Source organism: Breznakia sp. PFB1-19, from assembly GCF_029893935.1.
GTDB lineage: Bacteria > Bacillota_I > Bacilli_A > Erysipelotrichales > Erysipelotrichaceae > Breznakia > Breznakia blatticola.
This window is the reverse complement of the sequence record NZ_JARXXJ010000002.1, coordinates 178,107-201,100: the sequence shown is the minus strand read 5'-3', so window position 1 is coordinate 201,100 and position 22,994 is coordinate 178,107. Positions and strand designations below refer to the sequence as shown.

The window sequence follows — 22,994 nt, the reverse complement described above, 5'->3', positions numbered from 1 at the left end:
CATTATGAGAGTTGCGAATAATCTTTGTGTTGCTCATGTAATCACCCCTTGTGTAATACAAACATTGTATTACACAAGACACTACGCCGCAAGCAGCGGGGAAATGCCCACGAATAGAGCTATGCTCTATTTATTATACTTTTTCTTCTTAACAAAATCGTTAATGTCTGTCGCAGCAAGCAACGAACCCAAGATAATAACGAGTCCAAACACAATACCTTGTACAGTTGGCATTGTGCCCAAAATTAAAAAACTGAATATCACTGACCATGCTGAGTACGTAACGTTTAAAGCCATTGCTTTCGATGCTCCTATACTGTTGATTGCCTTGTAATAGAATAAGTATGAGGCAGTACCAAACAAAGCAGATAAACCTATTATGACAAATGAACTACTTTGCATGACCTCAACTGATAATTTCCAACCACTAATTATGGTTAAAATCACTATTCCATAGAAAATTGCTGATGTACATTGACGGATTTGCAGAGCTTGCTCGTCATTTACATCTGGGTCACGCATCCCATAAGCACAAATAACCGCTTCACTTGCCCAACCAAACACACATAAAAGGGCACATAGAAATCCAATCACAACATTTTTAACTTCGATATTTTCTGGTGAGTATCCTAAACATATTACTCCAATGATTGCAACAATCAAGCCAATAATTTGATAAGGTTTCATCTTTTCTTTTAGAAATACATATGATAATAATGCTCCAACTGCCGGAAATGTTGCTGAAATAATCGCTGTAAATGTTGGTCCAATATACTGAATCGCTGATACATATCCAGACATTCCTACTGGACCACCTAATAACGCTCCTAGCATAATATATTTACCACTTTTTGTTTTGAGCGCGCAAAGAACCTTTGGCAATTGCCTGCGTATTATCATGTAAATGAACATCCAAATTGATGAACATGCGTCATGTAAAAATGTACTTACGAATGGTGCAAGAAATATTGCCTGCTCAGTTGATACAAAAGAGGATGAAGCTAAAGCTAACCCCAGTATAACAGTATCTAACCCCCACAAAAGTCCTGCTAATAAACCTGAAATCATAATAATTCACCCAATTCAATCAGACTTTGTTTCATTCTTTCATATCTAGGAATTGCATAGTCTACCATTTCTTTTTCAAACGGTACTCGTGTCCATCCCCATAAACTCCAAAGATAATCAATCAATACTTTATTAAGTAAAAAACGTTTTTTAAGCTCATTTGTGACTTTTCCTTTATAAGCTTTTAGTAAAAGTTCATCATGTTCTGTTGTGTAGTTTGCTTCGATTGATACATCAGCAATGTCCCAAAGTGGGTCATTCATACCTGCATATTCCCAATCAATAAGAAACATTCTATCTCCACTTCTAATCCAGTTTTCACATAGAGGGTCATTATGACAAGGAACTAGTTGATTGTCAGTTAATTTGTATTTTTTATACAAATCACCAACCATTTTCTTGTAGAAATCAAAATTCCTTGGTAGCTCTACTTTATGGTTTTTTATAAAAGTTTCATACTCATTGGCAATCTTCATCACATTGAACTCTACTCCAGTATTGGTTCTCGAGTTATGTAATACTTTGAAAATTTTAGCTACTCGCTCAAGATTGTCTTCTTTTCTTAATGATTCATCACTCATAGTTATTGCATTTGGAATGTATGGTGTTATTTTTTTTCCATCATCATCAAAATAGATTATTTCAGTATCAATTCCTAACTTACTCGAAAGAGTAGTAGAAGTTTTTTCGTTTTTTCTGTCTATCAGTTCTTCAGTACCTTCTCCTGGCAAACGGAAGACATAGCAACCTGTAAGTAAATCTACTCTATAAGTATGGTTTGTTAGTCCTCCAAGTCTATCAATCGATAGAGCTTCTTTTTCATTAAATATCTTCTGAACTAGCTTTAGAATTTGATTCTTATCATTTTTATCAATTTGCATTTGCGTATCTCCCCTTAATACATATATGTGTGCTTAACATTATCAAGTTTATATATAAAGCCCTTAATATTACCTCCATCAATAATGGGACTAAACGTTGTTAGTCTGTCCTCTGAAACTTTCCATTGATCACAAAGTTTTTTTATAACAGTAGACCTTGTATTTTTTAAATAACTATGATCAAACTCTCTTAGTTCATCTAGGCTATCAAATTCATAAATTTCCTCTATATCGTAAATACGTGCTTTCATTTTCAATTCGTTAATATGTTCAATATATAATTGTTCCCATAGTTTTCCATAACTTTCTGGGTTATCGCACTCGCGCTCAAGAATTCTTTTGAACGTTTCTGCAAAAGGTTCACTAAAGAATACGTGTCCCATCATTATTAAACTATTTTCCCCGCCAATCGTCACATCTTCAATATAGCCTTCAGCATTCGTTTTTACACACCATTCATCCGTATTCCCTTTTTTATAAATTGTTGCGTAATACGCATCATCGACAGTACTTTCAAATGGATTCACACTAAAATAATTATCTGCAGAACAAATATAGGAATTATATAGTAATTCCCTAACTAGATACAAGCTATAATTATTATTACGTGTGTTGAATTTATCATTGTGTATTAAACTTACTTGAAATTTATCCTTTAAGTAATTAAACATTTCTCCTTTATATCCAGTCACAATAGTAATATTTTCTATACCAACATCGCGTAATTGGCGAATTTGTCGTTCTATCAATACCTCACCCTTTACTTCATATAGACCTTTTGGCTTTTCAAAAGACAATGGTGCAAATCTTGAGGACAAACCTGCAGCCATTATAATTGCTCCCTTTACTTCAAAAAACATTCTATACTCCTCCTAGATAATCACTTACAAGTTTGTAATAGTCTTTTGCATATCGATATTGCTTAATTGAATATTCACCGAATTCAACTCCTTGTTGAAGTTTGAATTCACACCAATTGCTCCACAGCAAGCCACAGCATGCAATATAAGCATATATTTTATAAATCGTTTCTTGATCTGCTCCTTCAGTGAAATAATAAGAAATCAAATCATCAATTTGTTGTTTTTCGTAACATGCATATATTGCATACATTGCTATATCTATATGAGGGTCTTGCATTCCCGCATACTCCCAGTCAATAAGTCTAATCTTCTCTACACCTTCATCTTCATAAAAAACAAAATTATCAGGAACTGCATCAATATGTGTTAGACATATCACTTTATCAATTGACTCAATATATGATTGTAATTTCATGATGTTTTTTTTTGTTTTGTCGTAATCGCGATATATAGATTTATTTTTATTCCACAGAGACTCAAAATAATCGATTTTACTAAACACATCAAAAAAATGGTCAACTTTAAGTTTACTATCATGAAATGTTCGTAAAAAATGCATACACTTTTTTATATCATCGACATTATCACTTGAACTATTTCTAGCATTATTGATGTATTGTGTTAATTTATATCCATTATCAGAATTAAAATATAGCACGTTGTCACTAATATGTAGCGGTTGGATAGTTCTATAAACATCTCCTTCTTCTTTACGATTTATTAGTCTATCTGTTCCTTCTCCAGGAATACGCATAATGTATTTCCCATTAAGTGTCTCGAAATAAAAAGAACGATTCGTCATACCAAACTTCAATGGTTCAATATGTATAACTTCTTCTTGAGAGACACTTAAGACATCTCTTATAATTTTGAATATCTCCAAATTAAGTATAGGTGAATTGCAATCAAACATAAGCAAATCCTTATATGTATTAAATTCAATTACATTTTTTGTATCTATAAATTTGGGCATTATTTCAATTTTACGATTTATCACTAACGCTTCTTCCCAGTATTTATGTAAGTTCTCACTATACATTTTCTCCAGTTGTAATTTGATGGTTTCACTTAAATCATTAGCAACATAAGCAAGTCCAATCATGCGAGAACCGTCCTTATTAGTGTAAGCGATATGCTTATCCGAAGTCGCTTTAAAAAAACTATCTTTTTGAATTTCATCTGATAGCAAATACCATGAATACAGCTCATACTTAGAAAAAGGATTCTCAGCAAAATATAAATCACAATGAATAATATAGGTATTTTCAATAACATTTCTTGCCTTATATAGCGATACAAGTGTATTTGTTGATGCATATTCCATGTTTACAATTAACTTTACACTATATTCGTCTACTAAATAATCAAATTGCTCTTTCATGTATCCAACAATTATTGTAATATCCGTAACATTTACTGCGTGCAATTGACGAATTAACCGCTCAATAATCACTTCATCTTTAACTTCAATAAGTGCTTTGTTAATTGAATTATTGATTGGTATCATACGAAATCCATAACCTGCAGCTAAGATAATAGCCTTCTGGGGCGTGTGACCATCTAAGTATTTTTTACCCGCCTTCCGCACTTTATTTCTTTCATCAATGTACAAGTTTTTCCTAAGTCTTTTTATAGAACTATTAACTTTTCCTAATGAAACATTTAAATTCCTTGATAATTCGCGTTGACTAAATGCAAAATTAGAAAGTAACTTTAAAACATCAAAATCAGTAGCGTTCATTTCAAATCACCTCATCCAAAAAAACGAACATTCACATGATATCATATACATATTTGCTTTTCTAGATTTTATAGTAAGAAAGAATCCCTTAGTAGAGATTACTTTCTCGTATGCTAATCTATTTACTTCTGTTTTGAATAAACATCCATGAATCTTTCATCATGTCATTAATATCTTTTTCTGCAACCCATCCAAGTACTTCTCTAGCCTTATCTGTTGCTGCATAACATGTAGCAATATCACCAGCTCTACGTGGATCAATAACATACGGTACTTCAACACCGTTACTTTCTTCAAATGCTTTAACTAATTGTAATACACTATACCCATTTCCTGTTCCTAAGTTAATTGCATCAACACCAACTTTTTCTTTCGATAATCTATCCATGGCTTTTACATGTCCTTTAGCTAAGTCAACAACATGAATATAGTCACGTACTCCTGTTCCATCAGGTGTGTCATAATCATCACCAAAAACGTGAAGTTCAGGTAATTCTTTATTAGCCACCATAGCGATGTAAGGCATGATGTTGTTTGGAATACCAACAGGGTTTTCACCAATCAATCCGCTACTGTGTGCACCAATTGGATTAAAGTATCTTAATAAGATAACATTCCACTCATTATCAGAAATATAAATATCTCTAAGAATTTGTTCAATCATGACTTTTGTAGTCCCGTATGGGTTTGTAGTAGCCCCTACAGCACATTCTTCATCAATAGGCACTCTTTCCGGATCGCCATAAACTGTTGCACTAGAACTGAATACAAAGTTCTTACACCCATGATTACGCATAACATCACAAAGAGTAAGTGTACTGACCAAGTTGTTTTGATAGTATTCAATTGGTTTTTGCACAGACTCACCAACTGCTTTATAGGCCGCAAAGTGAATCACCGCATCAATTGCGTTTTCCGTGAATATTTTTTCAACTGCTTGTTTATCACAAACATCCGCTTCATAAAAAACTATATCTTTTCCTGTAATTTCTTTAATATAATCTTTTACTTCAATTTTTGAGTTATATAAGTTATCAATAACCACTACATCGTATCCATTATTTAATAATTCAACACAAGTATGACTTCCGATAAATCCTAACCCACCTGTAACTAATACTCTCATCTTAGCCTCCTATTAATATCCAGCTAGTTGAAGTGTTTCTTCAGCTACCTTTTTCACATTTTCACTTGGAGAATAACCTTCTCCATAAATATCCTTATGCAACAATTCAACTTCACCAACAAAATCTTTCAAGATATAGTTTGGTCCATATCCATTGACTGTAATTGATGTCAAAACGGATTCAGATCCATTTGAAGGGAATTGATATTGATTCAATGTTTTATCGAATGTTAAGAAGCTTGTTATATAATTCTTAATTTTCCCATTACTAACATTTGTTTCAATATAAGGCATCACTTCATTTACAGTATCTAAAATGTCTAATACTGATTGGTTTCTAATTGAAGAAAGCATCGCATTGATAACGTTATTTTGACGATTCATACGTCCATAATCACTATCAATGTTTCGAATTCTAGAATACGCTAGCGCTTGTTGTCCATCAAGATGCTGTACCCCAGAATAAAGTCCTAATGAAGCAGCTTCAGCTTCTGTTAAATCAATATCTACTCCACCAACGATATCTACGATTTCTACTACAGAATCAAAATCAAATTTTACATATTGAGTAATATCCAAATCTAAATTGTAATTTAATGTACTCAATGTACCTTGTACTCCATCATACCAATATGCATGGTTTAACTTCTCGTATCGATCTTCCATCGGTTGGTACATGATGTTATCACGTTGAATCGAAGAAATTGTCATGTTTTTATCTTCAAAGTTTAATGAAATAATTTTTACAACATCTGTACGTTGTTGAGTACCATCTTCAGATTGATCTACCCCCAACAAAGCAATATTATCGATGTCACGATCAGATTCATATGCATATACTTCAGATTCTTTAAAGGAGTCTTTTTGATTCATTCGGTTTAAAATTGAATCCATATATAGATTTACCCCAATAAATGCAACAATAATTACTGCAAGAATCGTTGACAGAACAATAATGATTCTTTTTTTTACCTTACTACTTATTCGTTTCTTTTTTATGTTTTTTTCCATATTATACCTCGTCATGATTTATTCTATTTTCACAAACTGAATGTTCAGCATATCTATAACCAAGTCAGCTCAACAAATGCAAACTCACTTGAGATATCTCAATATTTTAAAATATGCTAAACCAAGACTATATGTCCAAAATTCTTTTGATTTGTTAAAAACAATACAATTAATCTTTATTCCGTTATTTGTTTTTTGTAAAAATTCATTTTTGTAACAATCAAACCTATAATCTATTTTCTTCAAATATTCTTTTTTTCTCTTGGCATTTCGAGAGTCAGTTTTTAATTTAAACCATATTCTTAATAAACACTTAGCATATGTGTTTAATATGTAATTGTAACTCTTAGCTATTTCTTTATCTTTTAGAAATTTTAAAAGAATATCATATGAATCAATCTGCTCAAAATAGAAGGAACTTAATTTATTACTTCTTGATATACTTGAGGAAATCTCTCTATGAATATACATTACTTTTGTGTTTATTATTACTTTATTCGCAGCATAGAAGAGCATAGGAGATACTAAGACATCCTCCATAAAAATTGTTGGGCATATACTTTTATATTTCTCAAAATCAAACTCAAGTAAAAAATCCTTACGAAACAATTTTCCCCATAAAGGTGCATTATAATTAAGTTTTTTTTCACAAACAATGGCATTACATGCATCTTTCTTTTCTAGGTAGATTAACGTTCCTTCATCTTCCCAATGATAGTTTGGAATTTCTTCTGTTTTCAAGTTTATTCTAGAAATACATACTATATCTACATCAGTGCACATTTTTTCTAACTCAGCATACATATGTTGCGAGATTATATCATCATTATCAATGAATGAGATATACTTTCCCTTTGATGCAAGTAAACCCGCATATCTAGCGGATGATACTCCTCCATTTTGTTTAGATATTACGCATATATTAGAATATATTCTACTAAATGATTCACATATTTCAAGACTCTTATCCGTTGACCCATCATTTACAAGTATCAACTCATAGTTTTCAAAATTATTTTGTTTAATTACAGAATTGATACAATCCGTCAAGTAATCCTCGGAGTTGTATACGGGTATAATAATACTAATAATTGGAATCATTATCGTTTACCATTCTTTTACTTGCTAGAGATTTTGCTCTGTTAAAATCATAACAATAAGCTTCAAGTTCACGTTCTATATACTTTATATGCTCTATTTCTTCAGGAAATTTCATCCAAACCTCTGTATTTTTTATCGATACATCAGGTTTAAATACTTTCATTTTATCAACATGGTGTTTATCTAAATCTATATTTAAAAAATTCCCAATACTATAAATTGATTCTTCATAGTTGTATATCAAATCTTCAAATTGAATTTTTAATACGTTATTATTCGCATCATTTATAGGAATTGCTCTTGTCCACTTGTACCACTCACAGAATTTTTCAACATTTTTCGGAACAAGACTTTGTGTCCATATTTTAGTATCGTGAATGAATATATCACGTGGATCTCTTTCAACAATTACTACTTTTATATCCTCGAAGTATCTACTATATCGTTTAATATTAGATGGAGGAACAATTTGATCAATACAAATATATTCATAATTTTCATCTAAGCCCGCAGCTTCTAACAATGAGTTTGTATACTTTACTGTTGAATCAAGAAAAACTTTTTCATCAGTAGTTGGACAGTAAGCATTTGCTTCAATACCAAAGAAACTGAGCTTAGGGTACGATTTTTTAAACAGAATTTTCGTATATATTTTCTTGAACTTATTATAGAGTCTATTGAAAAATAAGTATATTTTACCTTTATCGTATACATCATAATGCCAAAAACCACCGTACTTTATTTCAGTCAAATCATTAATATATCTTTTTGTTAGTGAATCAAATTGGTTGTTGAAATATTTTTTATATTTATTAAATGATCCAATACCATTTAAGAAATCAGTATATCTAATAAATTCTTTTAAGGCGTGACTTGAATTATGTCTGTTTGGATTTTCTATTAAAAAATACTCCAAATCAGATACACCTTTTGGATCCATCACAAATCTCACCTCATAATCACCAGCACATTTAATATTATTGAATTCTTGTAATATATTAGTAACAGCACTGGAACCCGTGCCATAGTACCCTGTACATGTAACAATTTTATGATTTTTAGTCATTTTTTTTCTCCTTTTTCAAATAAGATTTAAACATTGTTTTTTCATTATCATTCAGAGCAAAATTAAACATAACAACGAAATATACAAATACAAAAAGTAATCCCTCAGTTATAAATAACAAATACCCATCGACATAATTCGCTAAAAGCACTCTTATGAAATAAAAACATATCGTAACTATTAGTTGACAAGGTAAAAAACCCTTGAGAACCTCTTTGTATGTTCGAATCATATCAAGACCAATACTTTTTGTGTAATATACATTCATAATTACCACGTATCCCACAAATAATGACAATGATGTTCCAATTGGTGCTCCAATCGCACCAATTTTCGATACAAGTGCAATTGTTATGAAAATATTGAGGACACCTATCACTAATACTGCAATTGACTTAAACATTTTTTTATTCATTGCATCAAGTATAGCTTCTGGAACTCCACCAATACAAACTAAAAAGTTCGGTGTTATAAGAATAATCGAAAATGCATATACAATTAAATACTCTTTACCTAACCATAATTGAATGAAGTCATAACCAAATAATACAAAACCGAAATAACACAACCCAACTATGAAGTTTTGAAATCTTCCAATTTTAATATTATAATCAGTTACTACAGAAAAATCTTCTTCGCTATATATTATTGAAGTCATCTTATTCAAAAACACATTATTTAATCCTGCCCCAAGCGAAGTAAACATTACATAAAAAGTAGTAGCAATTGAATACACAGTAATAAAATATTCTGTAGACATTACTCCCAGTATTGTTTTATCTACATTATTATTTAATTGTCCACTTAAACTACTAAGTAAACAAGCTAATGAAAATACTACTGATTGACTTAGTATATAGTTATCAGCTAATCCTATTTTTAAACGAATTTTGAATTTTGAAAAGCACAAAAAAGACAGAAATATTATGTACAAAATAGTAATAACACAATCAACAATGACAATCACAATTGATCCAAATCCTAAAAAGAGAAGAAAAATAATAATTGCTGTTCGTAAAATCAATCTAAACAAAGAGAATTTCCGAGAATAATCAATGTGTCCATATGCATTAAGCAATCCCTCCAACGAATTTGAGAAAAGAGAAAACATTATATTTAGCACAGAGAAAAATACTAACTTTTGAGCTAAATCGATTTTATAATGGGAGTCTAATATAGATGGGAAAAATGAAGAAATATTGATTAACACAAAATACCCAACAAGAAAAATAATAATGGATAATAGAAAGTCTATAAGAAAATTTGAAAATATATATTTTTTTTCTTTAGTGTAATCTTTTTGTATTCTATACATAGAAACAAATCTATTCATTGCGGATCCTGTTCCTAAATTAAGTATTGTTAAATAACCCGAGATTGATATCATCAATTGATAAATACCATACTCTACATCTCCTAAAGAGCTAAGTAATATGGGAGTAAGCAAAATACCACTTAATGTGTTTACGATAAGTAATATGTAGTTGAGTGCAACTCCTTTTCTTAGTTTACTTGACGATTCATTCATTGAGCATTATCTCCAGTCTATCAGCAAAGCCTTCCCACGTATAGTTTATTTCCATCCATTCTCTAAGTCTTTCATAATTAACATTAATGTTATTATTGCATTTATCAATTATTACTGATGACAATTGATAAACATTATCTATCTCAAAGAAACTACCGAACTCTCCATAATTCGTAATCTCATTGGCAGATACAAGATTACTCGAGATAATGTAACATCCTTTGGCTAATGCTTCTCCCAACACTAGTCCAAAACTCTCCCATCTAGAAGGTAAACAAAAAAGCTTGTTTTCAACATACATTTTCTCTAACTCTTCTTTATTGTCTACACTTCCCTTTACTACTATATCCTTGCCATAATCCGACTTCGACTTTACTTGATCAAGATATTGCGAGAATTCTATAGTCATTGGACCGACTAAAATGAGTTTAACATCATCTAGTAGAAAAGGTTTCGCATTTAAAAAGGCTTGTACCAAAACTTCTGTTGCTTTTTGGCGAGTTCCTAGTCTTCCAACTGTAATGATGTTATTCATCTTCTCACATGTTGGTGGTAGACAAATATCTTCTTTCAAAACACCATTGGGAAGAAAATGCATTTTTATAGGCCAATGGTTATCGGCATGTAGTGTCATCCGTTTGGTTTCGCAACTTACAACCTTGCACATTCCAAGTACATACTTAGTCAAAAACCATTTAATGCTTCTAGATTTCATCAGCATTTTTTCTCCATCTTCTGTATCCATGTCTAATTTTAAATATATTCTTCCTCTTGGATTGATCAATTTATAAAACAATACGCATGCAAAACTCTTCGGAGTAAAGTGGTATAAATTCAAAACATCAATTTTTCTAGAATTTACTGTTAACCATAGAATACTGTCAAGTATCTCATTTCGAAAGATTTTTTTAATCTTTTTTATTTTAAGTTTTGATGCGTTTTCGGTATTCTCATATAAATCATTTGAATAGCAAGCAAGCGAACTATCATAACCTTTTTCAGTATTCATTACTAAAGGTATTAGACCAACATCTTTTCGCAAATGTATATTCATTGCTTTGGGAAATAATGTGACAAATGTTTTCATTTTCATCATTGTATGACATTAATTTACTTCGAAGTCATACTACTCCTTTCTTTTACATGGGATACAAACAAAATCTAATAAGAACATGCATAGTTTGTTTATTGTTTTATTGTAATAATTTTTTATCTCGCTTTTCAACGTAGAATTAGGTTCATGATTTTTTCGTCTAAGTACTAAAAATCAACATTTTTCTCGTTATTAAATCACTAATGCGAAGGATATTCATTAATAATTTTGCCAAAAAAATGCATAACTTGAGTTTACATTTGAAACAAAACTATATAAAAAAACAATCAGAATCACACAAAATGCAATTTTTTTTCTTTTTTGTTGCGGAATATTATTAATCACTTCAGTGATTAATAATATTGAAAACGGTAATACATAATATGTAAATCTATAAATCAAATACACCTTCATTGAAATAAACATTAGAAATATAAACATGATTGATGAATTTAATAAAACTCTCATTTTTCTATCTTTTATATCTATATACTTGTGGAAACATATAATAAAAGTAAAAAGTAAAAATGGTCTAAGTAGAATTGCATAACTAACATCAGAACTCAAAAAATCAGTGTTTATATAATGACTATAGTTTGTAAACTTAGCGAGAGAGTTTATTACTACATCGGAAAAGAGAATTGATATTGATGCGATAACAAAAAATCCAATAAGTGTTTTCTTTTTAAATTTATTCCAATCCAAACCGAATAGAAAATACACCGGTATCATAAAAATGCACGAATAATGAAATAATGATCCTATTAATACAATACCTACATATCGGAAAAAGTCTTTTCTCACTATGTATTTAAAACTTAGACAGTAAATCCCTGCAGCCATAAATTGTCGAGTCGTATTAAATGAAGTGTAGTAACTACCTATTGTAAAAAATAGGAAAATGGAAATCCATAGTATGCTTGAGTTTTTATAAAAGAAATAGAAATATGATGCAATAGTTATCACTGCCATACAAAGCATTAACACCACAACATTACCATGTAAGATATACTTAACAAAAACTTCAAGTGCTTTGAAACCAACTTCAAAATTATCAAAAAAATTATTAAATGTAAATATTTTAAATTCATAATCATAACTTGTATAATCTGTTCCCATGTTATGCCTTAATCCAGTTATTAGAACAAAGACAATAGCAATCGGTAATAAATACATTATTTTTTTGTTTTTTGATTTTAGTTTAGTCTTTTCAACTATCTTTGTGAAGGTAACAGACCAAGTTATTAAAAAAACATTTAATATATATACTATATTCATTTTGACCTCCTTTCACTCTACGACATTACCTTTTATTTAAATTTATTATTATGAAAAATTTGAACAATTTTCCATGGAACCAATCCTTTTAATAAAGGGGCAATTAAATATACCATATTATAGTATGGTATATCGAAATTCTTAAACCAACCTTGTTTTAGAAATTTAAAGAATACCTTTGTCTCATCAATATAACATTTATATTTTCTTCTTTTATAAGAATCGTCATTTACTCGATATCCATGTAACACTTCAGTAATGTTCGCTCCTGTGTAACCAGACATATACATTTTACAGATTAAGTCATAGTCTTCACCTGTTTTAGTAATGTCAGAGACAGTATATCCACCCACCTCTCGGATACAACTAGACTTCGCTAACATAGTACAATACGTGAATGCTTTATTGCGTATGACTTCTTTGGATGAAGGAAATGAGTTTCTATGAAAAGCTCCCTTTCTACCATTACTATTAAAAATGTAACTATCACAACATACAAAGTCTATCGATTCATTTTCGTGTAAAAAACGAACTTGGTTTTTTATTTTATCTATTTCCATAATATCGTCCGAATCGTGTACCATGATATACTCACCAGTTGCTTTTTCAATACAATTATTTCTAGTTGCAGATTGTTTCATATTTATGTCATTATGAAGAATTTTTATACGATCATCCTCAACCTCATACGACTTCAAAATCTTCAGTGTATGATCGCTAGAGTTATCATCACACACTATCAATTCCCAATTTCTGTAACTTTGATTCTTGATTGAATTAATCGCATCCTCTATAAATTCAGCAGCATTATATGCCGCCATTACTATACTAACTTTTGCTTCACTCACTAGAGTAACCTCCCATATATATCTTCCTCATTAATAAATCTATTGATGTGCTCGTATATTTGCACATCATTTCTTTTATCAAACTATCGTTAATTTTTTCAATTTTTTCTTGCGAGTTAATTATCTGTTGAAATTGATTTGAATAGTCATTAAGATTTAGTAAAAAACTGTTTGAACCTTCATATATTAAATCTCTATTCCCTCTAATATTAGTTACATATGAAGGCAAACCGGATGCTAATGCTTCCATAAGAGCAACCGATAAGCCCTCTCTTTTTGAAGGAAAAGCAAAAATATCTGAGCATTTCATAATCTTAATAATATCATCACGATAACCAAGTAAATGAAGTCGTTTATCAACATTAAGTTTTTTCGCTTCATCGATAAGAAATTGTTTCAAATTACCAGTCCCACATATTACATAATGAAAGCAATCAGGTATATTTGGAAGCGCTTTAATTACAGCGATATGGTTTTTATTATCATTCAGTTCTCCAACTGATAAAATGATACGTATTTTTTTATCTATACCAAGTTCTCTGTAAAGTAGTTCTTTATTACCCTTAACTTCACGTATCTTATTTAAATCAATTCCAACTCCTGGTACATAATGTAAACTATCATTTCTTTTTAGTTTAAACATTTTTGCTGCTTCAAAATCATCATGATTTATAACTATCAATTCATCTGTGTATTTAGCATATCTTTTCTCAATTGTTTTGAAAATGATATTTTTTATAACATTATTTCCACGAAAAAAATGAAATCCGTGCGCTGTGTAAATCATCCGACAAGACTTGTAGTTTTTGCTTTGGTAATTTGCTTGTCGACAGATTACTCCACCAATTGGTGAATGACAGTGAACCAAATCGTAATTATTACTATTAAGTAGTTTAACTGTTGTATTATATGATTTTTTCAATTGCTTCAAATTTGATAGTTTTCTTGGGATTGGAATATTATAGTATTTAATGTTTTCTTGCTTAAGTATCTCCTTGAAATTGTCTATTTCTTGTTTGCTAATGGTATTACCAAAATCAAAATTACATGCCACATCAACTTTATATCCTAACGATTTTAATATTGAAATATTACCCATGTTAAATTGTTTAATCATTGATGCGACAGAAGCATAGAGTAATGCTCTTTTCATGAAGTTACCTCCGTTTTTTTTATTGATTGTTTAAATCCGCTTTTGCAATATGGTTTTGAGTATAATGATAAACTTTTATCAATCACAAAATTACCAAATAATTTGTTTATGGAACTTTGTTTTTTTAATAACACTATAATTGGATTAAAAAAACTTATTAAACGAATTTTATGATTGTTTAGACTAGCTATCTCTTGCACTAACTTTGAGGTTGATACATATTCTTCATTTTGTGGGTGAAATACTCCAAAAAATTCATCATCTACCGCAAGCCTTACAAACTCACTTAGATTATCTATGAAAAGCATACTTCTTCTATTGCTTATTTTCGGAAAAAAGGGTGTGATTTTTGCTAGTTTTGATAACCTCTCATAATTACCCTTTGAGTGTTTTCCATATATCATAGGTGGTCTTAGAGTTAATACAAGAAAACTATCATCTCGTAATGTGTTGATTTTAATCTCAGCTTGCTTTTTACTATCTCCATAGAAATTGTCAGGAGTTAATGGTGTATCACTTGTAATAATACGATTTTCTCCAACTTCACCACTACCATAGACTATTATAGAACTCATGAAGATAAATTGTTTAACACCAGACTTCTTAGCTTTTTCTGCCACTTCATAAACTAAATCAGTATTCACCTTATAATATAATTCTCTTTGATCTTCACTTGGGGTTGAATGAGCCAATCCAGCAACATGAAATACAACATCAAATGCACCAAAGTCAAATTCTTTCCAAGAAGAATCAAGCATATCTAACTCCTCTGTATAATAATCATTCGAATATTGACTCATATACTCTTTAAAACAAGTTCCAATGTAGCTTCCTTTACCAGTTATTAAAATACGTTTCATTCTTGCTTCCCCTCAACAACACCTTCACTTTTAAATACTGAAGTTATTGTTCTAAAGAATAGTTTTACATCATTCATAAACGTTATATTCGCAACATAAGATCCATCGAATTTTGCCTTCACAGGTATTTCTAGTTCATCTCTACCACTTACTTGTGCCAAACCAGTAATACCTGGTTTTTCATCATTTGCATGATATTTATCTCTTTCTTCTATTAAATCATATTGATTCCATAATGCAGGTCTTGGACCAATAATTGACATTTTTCCAAACAGAATATTAAATAGTTGTGGCAATTCATCTAAGCTACTTTTTCTTAAAAATTTCCCAATTGGCGTAATAAATGCTTCTGGATTTTGCAACATATGAGTTGGTGCATCACTTGGTGTATCTATACGCATACTTCTAAATTTATAAATATTAAACAGTTCCTTATTTTTCCCTACACGTTGTTGTTTAAATAAAACTGGTCCTCTTGAAGTTGCCTTTATCAAAATAGCAATAATTAGTAAAATTGGAGATAAAATAATGATTGCGATAAATGAGATTACATAATCTAAAAATGGTTTTACTACTTTTTTATACATTTTATCCTCCTTATTTAATAACTTTAAGTATTGTTTCTTTTACATCTAGACAACTGTGTTCTTTATCAAGTGTTTCAGTTAAAATATCAAATTTTTCGAGTATTTCATCAATTGTAATTTCCATCGGTTTCGTTAAGAAAATTAAATCATTTTTTGTCTTTGATGTTTCTTCATTATCTAAATGAAGTTCTTCAAACATTTTTTCTCCTGGACGTAATCCAATTTCCGTAATTTGAATATCTTCATACGGTACATATCCAGATAAGCGGATAAGTTTTTCAGCTAAATCCAAGATTTTTACTGGTTCCCCCATATCTAAAACAAATATTTCACCTTCATGAGCATAATATCCAGCTTGAAGTACTAATTGTGCTGCTTCTGGTATTGTCATAAAGTAACGAATAATATCTTTATGTGTAAGCGTTACCGGACCTCCATTCGCTATTTGTTCTTTGAAGATCGGAATTACTGAACCATTACTTCCTAGCACATTCCCAAAACGAACAGCAGCAAGTTTTGTTATTCCATTATTTCCATATGCCTGTAAAATCATTTCTGTCATTCGTTTCGTAGCTCCCATTACATTTGTTGGGTTTACAGCTTTATCTGTACTAATTAGAATGAAACGCTCAACATGATTTTCTATACATGATGTAATAACGTTATGTGTACCAAAGACATTATTTTTTATAGCTTCTTTTGGTCTAGTTTCCATTAGTGGAACATGTTTATGGGCTGCTGCATGGAATACGACTGCTGGTTGATACTCAGCAAATACTTCCATAATCGTTTCTTTATCACGAATTGAAGCGATAATTGCTTTATGTTCAATACTATCAGATATGTGTCCATCTCGCTTTTTAAGCATAAACTCTTGTTCTAACATATATAATGCATTTTCATTCAAATCAATCATTACAAGTTGTTTTGGTTTAAATCTTGTAATCTGTCGACATAGTTCAGAACCAATCGATCCACCAGCCCCTGTAACACAAACAACCTTACCTTCAAGATATTCATGAATTTCTTGTTGGTTAAGTTTAATCTCTCCACGTCCTAATAAATCTTCAATCTTCACATCTTGAAGTTTTAAATGTTTGGCATTTGGATTTGAAATCAATTCAGTTGGATTATCCATAACTTTAACTTCTAAATCTGCATCTTGCGCATAAGATATGATGCGTTTACGTTCTTCTTGTGATAAATGCTTGATTGCGATTATCGCTTGATCAATATGATGCTTTTCTTTAATATCTTTTAGTTCAGAAACCGTTCCTATAACCGGAACACCTGATACGATTAAATTAGAACGCATATCATCAATGAAACCAATAACTTGATACTTCAAATTTTTATTTTGGTGAATTTCACGTAAGAGTAAATTCCCAAAAGCTCCTGCTCCAATAATAACAACTCGTTTCATTCCTTGTTCACGGGATTGTACTACTCTAGATCGATATAATCGATAAGCCACTCGAAAACTAAACATTGCTAGCAATGCAAGTAAACTTGCATTAAATATAACACTTAAATAATATCCTTCTTTAGTTACAACGTAAGTTGTTAACATTACAATTGCCATAACAACAATTGAAGCCATACTTAGCCGAAGAATTTCATTTGTTGTAATAAAAGTCCAAAGGCTTTTATAAATTTGTGATAAGTAGAAAACAATCGCATATGTAAAAAGCACAAAAAGTCCAAAGATAATAATCGTTGAACTCTCTAACTCTTTAATAATTTTGAATGAAAAATCGTTTCTCACCCAATATGCAAGTATATACGAAATAATAATAATAATTGCATCTGCAATAAATAACAGTTTCCCTCTATTTTTACGATAAAAAGGATTTGAAAAAAATTCATCTAACATAATAACTCCCGAGTTTCCATCAAGATAAATTGTAACGCTAGTATTACTTATATGGAAATATAAGTTTCGCTATATAGCTATTCCATTTATCTTATAAATTAACACATACTCCACAAAGATAGATCCTCTATACACACACATCTGTCTTTTATTTACAATTGACTTTCGTCAATGATTTCCCCATTCAACACTTTTTGCATCAGTTCTTTTGCATATTCGACTGTGTCCATATTTGGTCGCATTACATACGAATTGAATCCATTTGCTGGACTCCAGTTTGTTTCTCCTGATCCACTAACACTTACTTGGTTGATTTTCCAACCTTTCATATCATTCAATTGCATTTGCACAAGTGACGATAATTCATCACTTGTCATATTAAGTTGAAATGAATTTGATAGTGAATTCATTAATCCAACATATCCAGTTAATATAGATGGTGATGTTGCTTTATCTATAATTCCAGAAATTACACGTGCCTGGTTTTTAACACGATCGTTATCTCCACCACTTAGTGAATATCTTTCGCGTACAAATGCCAACGCTTCATTTCCATTAATATAGTTTTCCCCAGCAACAAACGAATATTCACAACCACTAAAGGCAACTGGCGAATTAACTGTGATACCGCCTAAGGCATCCACAATATCAACTAAACTTGAAAAATTGACACGGCCATAGTAGTTAATATCCATACCAAAGAAGTTTTCTAAGGTACTCACACTACAATCAATCCCAAAGATTCCAGTGTGTGTAAGTTTATCCAAAGCATCCCCTTGACAAGTTTGTGCCACATAATAGTCACGTGGGATACTTACAATCAATATTTGATGTGTATTTGGATTAACTGCTAATAGCATATTTACGTCTGTCCGTGACACCGTTTGAACTGAACCATATGTATCAATACCTGACACATACATTACAAATGGATCTTTTGTCACATCTACTGGTTTGGCAATGTTAACTGCTTCTTCTGTATACTTAAACGTTTTAATCACTCTAGTTTCTTCATTGAATTTAGGATGTTTTTCATCAAACAAACCTCGACTACCTTCATTTAGTAAGATAGCTTCAACTTCTTTGTTGTACAGAGCATCTGCAAAATCATTTACACTTTCGTAATTTTTCATTTCAAGAGTGTCACTATATGTTTGTGTTAACTCTTCTTGCACTTTATCAACATTTGTATCAGGCAGATTCGTTGCGCGACCAAATGGTTGTCCATCTAAATCTTCTATTGTTTTATACTTTGAATCTTTTAATACAACAATTGAAATACCAATTTCCTTATCATCGTCACTTGCTATACTTCCTAGTGCACTATATGTTGAATATAAATACACATTTCCAACAATCATACTTATTGCAAGTACAACTGTAAGAAATACACCGAACGCTCGATTAAATTTATTAATTCTTTTACTGAATAGTAAGAACCAAAATGCTAGTCCTAACAAAAGTAGTATAACAGCAACTATAGCTATATATTTCAAAGGGATTAGCTTTGAAATGAATGTTTGAGCAACAAAAGCTGTAGCAGCTAAAATATAAATAAGTAGTAAGTAGAATTTATAATCCTTAAACCATTTTCTTGTTTTATTCATAAAATTTTCCTCAACGTTGCTAATTATAGCATATAAATAGCCTCATTTCTTATGAATTATAGGATATAGTATAACATTCCCAAAATTTCACATAAATATAATTAATAAGTATTAAAAGGCAAAATCCCCTTTTTTGAACACTGGAATCTCGTTTCCATCATGCGTTGTTCCAATGATTTCTAAGTCTTCTGTTCCAAACATAAAGTCCACATGTGTCATCGAATTATTTGATCCAACAGCATCTAATTGTTCCTGAGTCATTATTGTTCCATCTTTTACATTCATTGGATATGCTCTTCCTAATGCAATATGACAAGATGCATTTTCATCATATAACGTGTTGTAGAATAAAATATTACTCATAGAAATTGGTGAGTGGTATGGAACAAGTGCAATTTCTCCTGTATAACTACTTCCCTCATCAAACTCAATTAGTGATTGTAAAACATCTTCATTGTTTTCAGCTTTATACTCAACTACTTTCCCATCCTTGAATGTTAATTCAAATTGATTAATCAAACTTCCATTGTAACTAAGTGGTTTTGTGCTAACGACCTTACCATTCATTCCATATTTATATGGCATCGTAAAAACTTCTTCTGTTGGCATATTTGCATTAAACATTACACCACCAGGTGTTGCTTCATCTCCACCGGCCCAAATATGATTTTTTACTAATTCAACAGTTAAATCCGTTCCTAATTCATTTTTGAAATGCAGTGATTTAAAGTTATAGTCATTCATAATATTTACGTATTTACGTAAGTTTTCATCGTGTTCCTTCCAAAATTCGATTGGATCATTATCTTCAAGTACCTGTACACTGTTACAAATTGCATCACCTAACTTCATCATTGCAACTTCTTCTGGTTCATTTGGGAATACTTTTTTTGCCCAATCGACGTTTGGATATCCTACAATACTCCATTGAACTTTACTTGCCATTGTAATTTCACTTGATTCTCTAAATGCTTTTTGACGTGCAATTCCTACCTCTTGTAGTTTGGTAGCATCTAGTCCAGCCATCACTTCAGGAATTTCACTTATAATATGTAAAACACACCCACCATTACGTAATGGTGCTACTTTTTGTTCTACTAAGTAATCAGGGATATCAGTCAAAGTTTCTACACTTTGGTATTCATAATGCATACGATTAATTTTTTCATCATAAAAGTTTACAATCACTTCTTTTGCTCCTGCTTCATATCCTTCTTTTACACAGGCTTCAATCATATCTCTTGTATTCACTGGTGCATTAATCACCATTGTTTGTCCTGGTTGTACATTAACCCCAGAACGTACTGCTAATTTTGCATATTTCTCTATAATTGTTTTACTTAACATAAATAACCTCTTTTCATTAGATACATTATAGTTCAAACATAGTTTAGAAACAATGTGCATCTTAGAATGCACATCATTCTTTGGCATCAAAAAAAGACGCATACTTGTGTACACGTCTTCATTTCTACTATTGGCCTGCTTTTGCTTCACGCATTAAGTTTTTACGATCAACTAAAGTTAATCCTTTTTTACGTAAACGAATGTCATCAGGTGTAATCTCTACTAATTCATCATCATTGATAAATTCTAGTGCTTCTTCTAACGACATTTGTTTGTGTGGTGTAAGTTTCATTGCATCATCATTTCCACTTGAACGAATCGCTGTTAACTTTTTATTCTTAATTGGATTTACATCCATATCTAAGTTACGAGCACTTTGTCCAATGATCATTCCTTCATATACAGGTGTTTGTGGTCCAATAAACAATTGTCCACGTTCTTGGATATTCCATAGAGCGTATGTCATTGATTTACCGGTTGCACTTGATACAAGCGCTCCATTGGCACGTTGTTGAATATCTCCTTTAAACGGTTCAAATCCAGCAATACGACGTACTAGCGTTCCTTCACCATGTGTATCATTGATAAATTCACTACGGTATCCTAACAATCCACGTGTAGGAACATTAAATACAACTTTTGCAAAATCGTTTTCTTCAGTTAAATCAACCATAACCCCTTTACGTAAGTTTAGTTTATTAATTACGGTTCCACTATATTCACTTGGAACTAGTGCAATAACTTCTTCTACTGGTTCTACAAGTACACCTTCATCATCACGGTGCATGATAACTTCTGGTTTACTTACTGCAACTTCATATCCTTCACGACGCATGTTTTCAAGCAAGATTGAGATGTGAAGTTCTCCACGTCCACTAACTTTAAACATATCTGCTGAATCTGTTGCTTCTACTTTCAATCCAACATTTACTTCTAATTCTTTATCTAAACGTTCTTTTAGATTTCTTGAAGTAACATAACGTCCACTTTGTCCAGCAAATGGACTTTTATTAACAATAAAGTTCATCGACATTGTTGGTTCTTCAACATGAATCATTTCCATTGGTAATAGATGATCCATATCTTGACATAGAGTTTCTCCAATTGAAATATCAGGAATACCTGCAATTACAACCATTTCTCCACTACAAGCTTCATCAACTTTGTTTTTTGATAGTCCTTGGTAAATTTGTACCTGACTTACTTGTGCACGTCGGCTATTTCCTAAACTATCACAAACAATAACTTGTTGTGCTGCTTTCAATGTTCCTTGGTAAATACGACCAATTGCTAAACGACCAACATACTCATCGTATGCTAATGCACTTACTTGCATTTGTAATGGTTCTTCATCTAAGTTTGGATATACATCGCAGTGTTGAACAATGGTTTCAAACAATGGTTCAATATTTTCACTAGGAGTTTGCATATCATATTGCACGATACCTTCTCTAGCAATTCCATATAATATAGGGAAGTCTAATTGTTCATCATTTGCATTAAGTTCTAAGAATAGTTCATATACCATATCTACAACTTCTTCTGCTCTTTGGTCACGTTTATCAATCTTATTAATTAATAGGATTGGCTTTAATCCGATTTCCAATGATTTTTGTAATACAAATCGAGTTTGTGGCATTGGTCCTTCACTTGAATCAACCAATAGTATTACTGTATCAACTGTATGGATAATACGTTCTACCTCACTAGAAAAATCAGCATGGCCTGGTGTATCCACAATGTTAATTTTAATATCTTTATACATAATCGAACAGTTTTTAGAATAGATCGTAATTCCACGTTCTCTTTCTAAATCATTCGAATCCATCACGCAATCAACTACATCTTCATTTTGTCTAAATTGTCCACTTTGTCTTAAAAAAGCATCAACAAGTGTACTTTTACCCGCATCAACGTGAGCGATAACGGCTAAGTTTATAATTTTTTTATGTTCCATAGGCTT

General features: G+C 31.1%; 19 protein-coding genes. All 19 read right to left on the bottom strand.

Annotation, left to right across the window (positions count from 1 at the left end; genetic code table 11):
• Positions 1-126 precede the first annotated feature (126 nt).
• Entirely contained in the window at positions 127-1,068 is a 942-nt protein-coding gene (locus M2098_RS02235; RefSeq protein ID WP_280681336.1) for a DMT family transporter, read from the bottom strand.
• Positions 1,065-1,949, bottom strand: a complete 885-nt coding sequence (locus M2098_RS02230; RefSeq protein WP_280681334.1) for a choline/ethanolamine kinase family protein — start codon at positions 1,947-1,949, stop codon at positions 1,065-1,067. Before M2098_RS02230 ends, M2098_RS02235 begins: the two co-directional genes overlap by 4 nt.
• 14 nt (positions 1,950-1,963) lie before the next feature.
• The gene (locus M2098_RS02225) at positions 1,964-2,809 is read right to left on the bottom strand and encodes an NTP transferase domain-containing protein (RefSeq protein WP_280681333.1); all 846 of its coding nucleotides are present in this window, start codon (positions 2,807-2,809) and stop codon (positions 1,964-1,966) included.
• Between the two features lies 1 nt (position 2,810).
• Positions 2,811-4,553, bottom strand: coding sequence for a phosphocholine cytidylyltransferase/choline kinase family protein (locus M2098_RS02220; RefSeq protein WP_280681331.1), 1,743 nt, complete (start codon positions 4,551-4,553; stop codon positions 2,811-2,813).
• A 118-nt stretch (positions 4,554-4,671) separates the two neighbouring features.
• On the bottom strand, positions 4,672-5,679 hold the full coding sequence (gene galE, locus M2098_RS02215; RefSeq protein ID WP_280681329.1) for a UDP-glucose 4-epimerase GalE: 1,008 nt from the start codon (positions 5,677-5,679) through the stop codon (positions 4,672-4,674).
• Between the two features lie 12 nt (positions 5,680-5,691).
• Complete coding sequence (locus tag M2098_RS02210; RefSeq protein WP_280681327.1) at positions 5,692-6,690, bottom strand: LCP family protein; 999 nt, start codon at positions 6,688-6,690, stop codon at positions 5,692-5,694.
• An 84-nt stretch (positions 6,691-6,774) separates the two neighbouring features.
• A complete protein-coding gene (locus M2098_RS02205; protein ID WP_280681325.1) occupies positions 6,775-7,791 on the bottom strand; it encodes a glycosyltransferase in 1,017 nt (338 codons plus the stop codon).
• Positions 7,775-8,857 (bottom strand): hypothetical protein, encoded by a 1,083-nt coding sequence (locus tag M2098_RS02200; protein WP_280681323.1) that lies wholly within the window; start codon positions 8,855-8,857, stop codon positions 7,775-7,777. The genes M2098_RS02205 and M2098_RS02200 overlap by 17 nt, the downstream gene beginning before the upstream one ends.
• Positions 8,850-10,385, bottom strand: coding sequence for an oligosaccharide flippase family protein (locus M2098_RS02195; RefSeq protein WP_280681321.1), 1,536 nt, complete (start codon positions 10,383-10,385; stop codon positions 8,850-8,852). Before M2098_RS02195 ends, M2098_RS02200 begins: the two co-directional genes overlap by 8 nt.
• Complete coding sequence (locus M2098_RS02190; RefSeq protein ID WP_280681319.1) at positions 10,378-11,472, bottom strand: glycosyltransferase; 1,095 nt, start codon at positions 11,470-11,472, stop codon at positions 10,378-10,380. Before M2098_RS02190 ends, M2098_RS02195 begins: the two co-directional genes overlap by 8 nt.
• Before the next feature lie 225 nt (positions 11,473-11,697).
• A complete protein-coding gene (locus tag M2098_RS02185) occupies positions 11,698-12,756 on the bottom strand; it encodes an EpsG family protein (protein WP_280681317.1) in 1,059 nt (352 codons plus the stop codon).
• A gap of 32 nt (positions 12,757-12,788) precedes the next feature.
• On the bottom strand, positions 12,789-13,604 hold the full coding sequence (locus M2098_RS02180; RefSeq protein ID WP_280681315.1) for a glycosyltransferase family 2 protein: 816 nt from the start codon (positions 13,602-13,604) through the stop codon (positions 12,789-12,791).
• Positions 13,597-14,757: a glycosyltransferase gene (locus M2098_RS02175; protein WP_280681313.1), complete on the bottom strand. Its 1,161-nt coding sequence runs from the start codon at positions 14,755-14,757 to the stop codon at positions 13,597-13,599. The genes M2098_RS02180 and M2098_RS02175 overlap by 8 nt, the downstream gene beginning before the upstream one ends.
• Positions 14,754-15,617, bottom strand: coding sequence for an NAD-dependent epimerase/dehydratase family protein (locus M2098_RS02170; protein ID WP_280681311.1), 864 nt, complete (start codon positions 15,615-15,617; stop codon positions 14,754-14,756). The genes M2098_RS02175 and M2098_RS02170 overlap by 4 nt, the downstream gene beginning before the upstream one ends.
• Positions 15,614-16,204 (bottom strand): sugar transferase, encoded by a 591-nt coding sequence (locus M2098_RS02165; RefSeq protein WP_280681309.1) that lies wholly within the window; start codon positions 16,202-16,204, stop codon positions 15,614-15,616. The genes M2098_RS02170 and M2098_RS02165 overlap by 4 nt, the downstream gene beginning before the upstream one ends.
• A 10-nt stretch (positions 16,205-16,214) precedes the next feature.
• Positions 16,215-18,077, bottom strand: coding sequence for a nucleoside-diphosphate sugar epimerase/dehydratase (locus M2098_RS02160; protein WP_280681308.1), 1,863 nt, complete (start codon positions 18,075-18,077; stop codon positions 16,215-16,217).
• A gap of 152 nt (positions 18,078-18,229) precedes the next feature.
• A complete protein-coding gene (locus M2098_RS02155; RefSeq protein ID WP_280681306.1) occupies positions 18,230-19,684 on the bottom strand; it encodes an LCP family protein in 1,455 nt (484 codons plus the stop codon).
• Between the two features lie 111 nt (positions 19,685-19,795).
• A complete protein-coding gene (locus M2098_RS02150; protein WP_280681304.1) occupies positions 19,796-21,031 on the bottom strand; it encodes an aminopeptidase in 1,236 nt (411 codons plus the stop codon).
• A 127-nt stretch (positions 21,032-21,158) separates the two neighbouring features.
• Entirely contained in the window at positions 21,159-22,988 is a 1,830-nt protein-coding gene (typA, locus tag M2098_RS02145; RefSeq protein ID WP_134171357.1) for a translational GTPase TypA, read from the bottom strand.
• Positions 22,989-22,994: the final 6 nt, after the last annotated feature.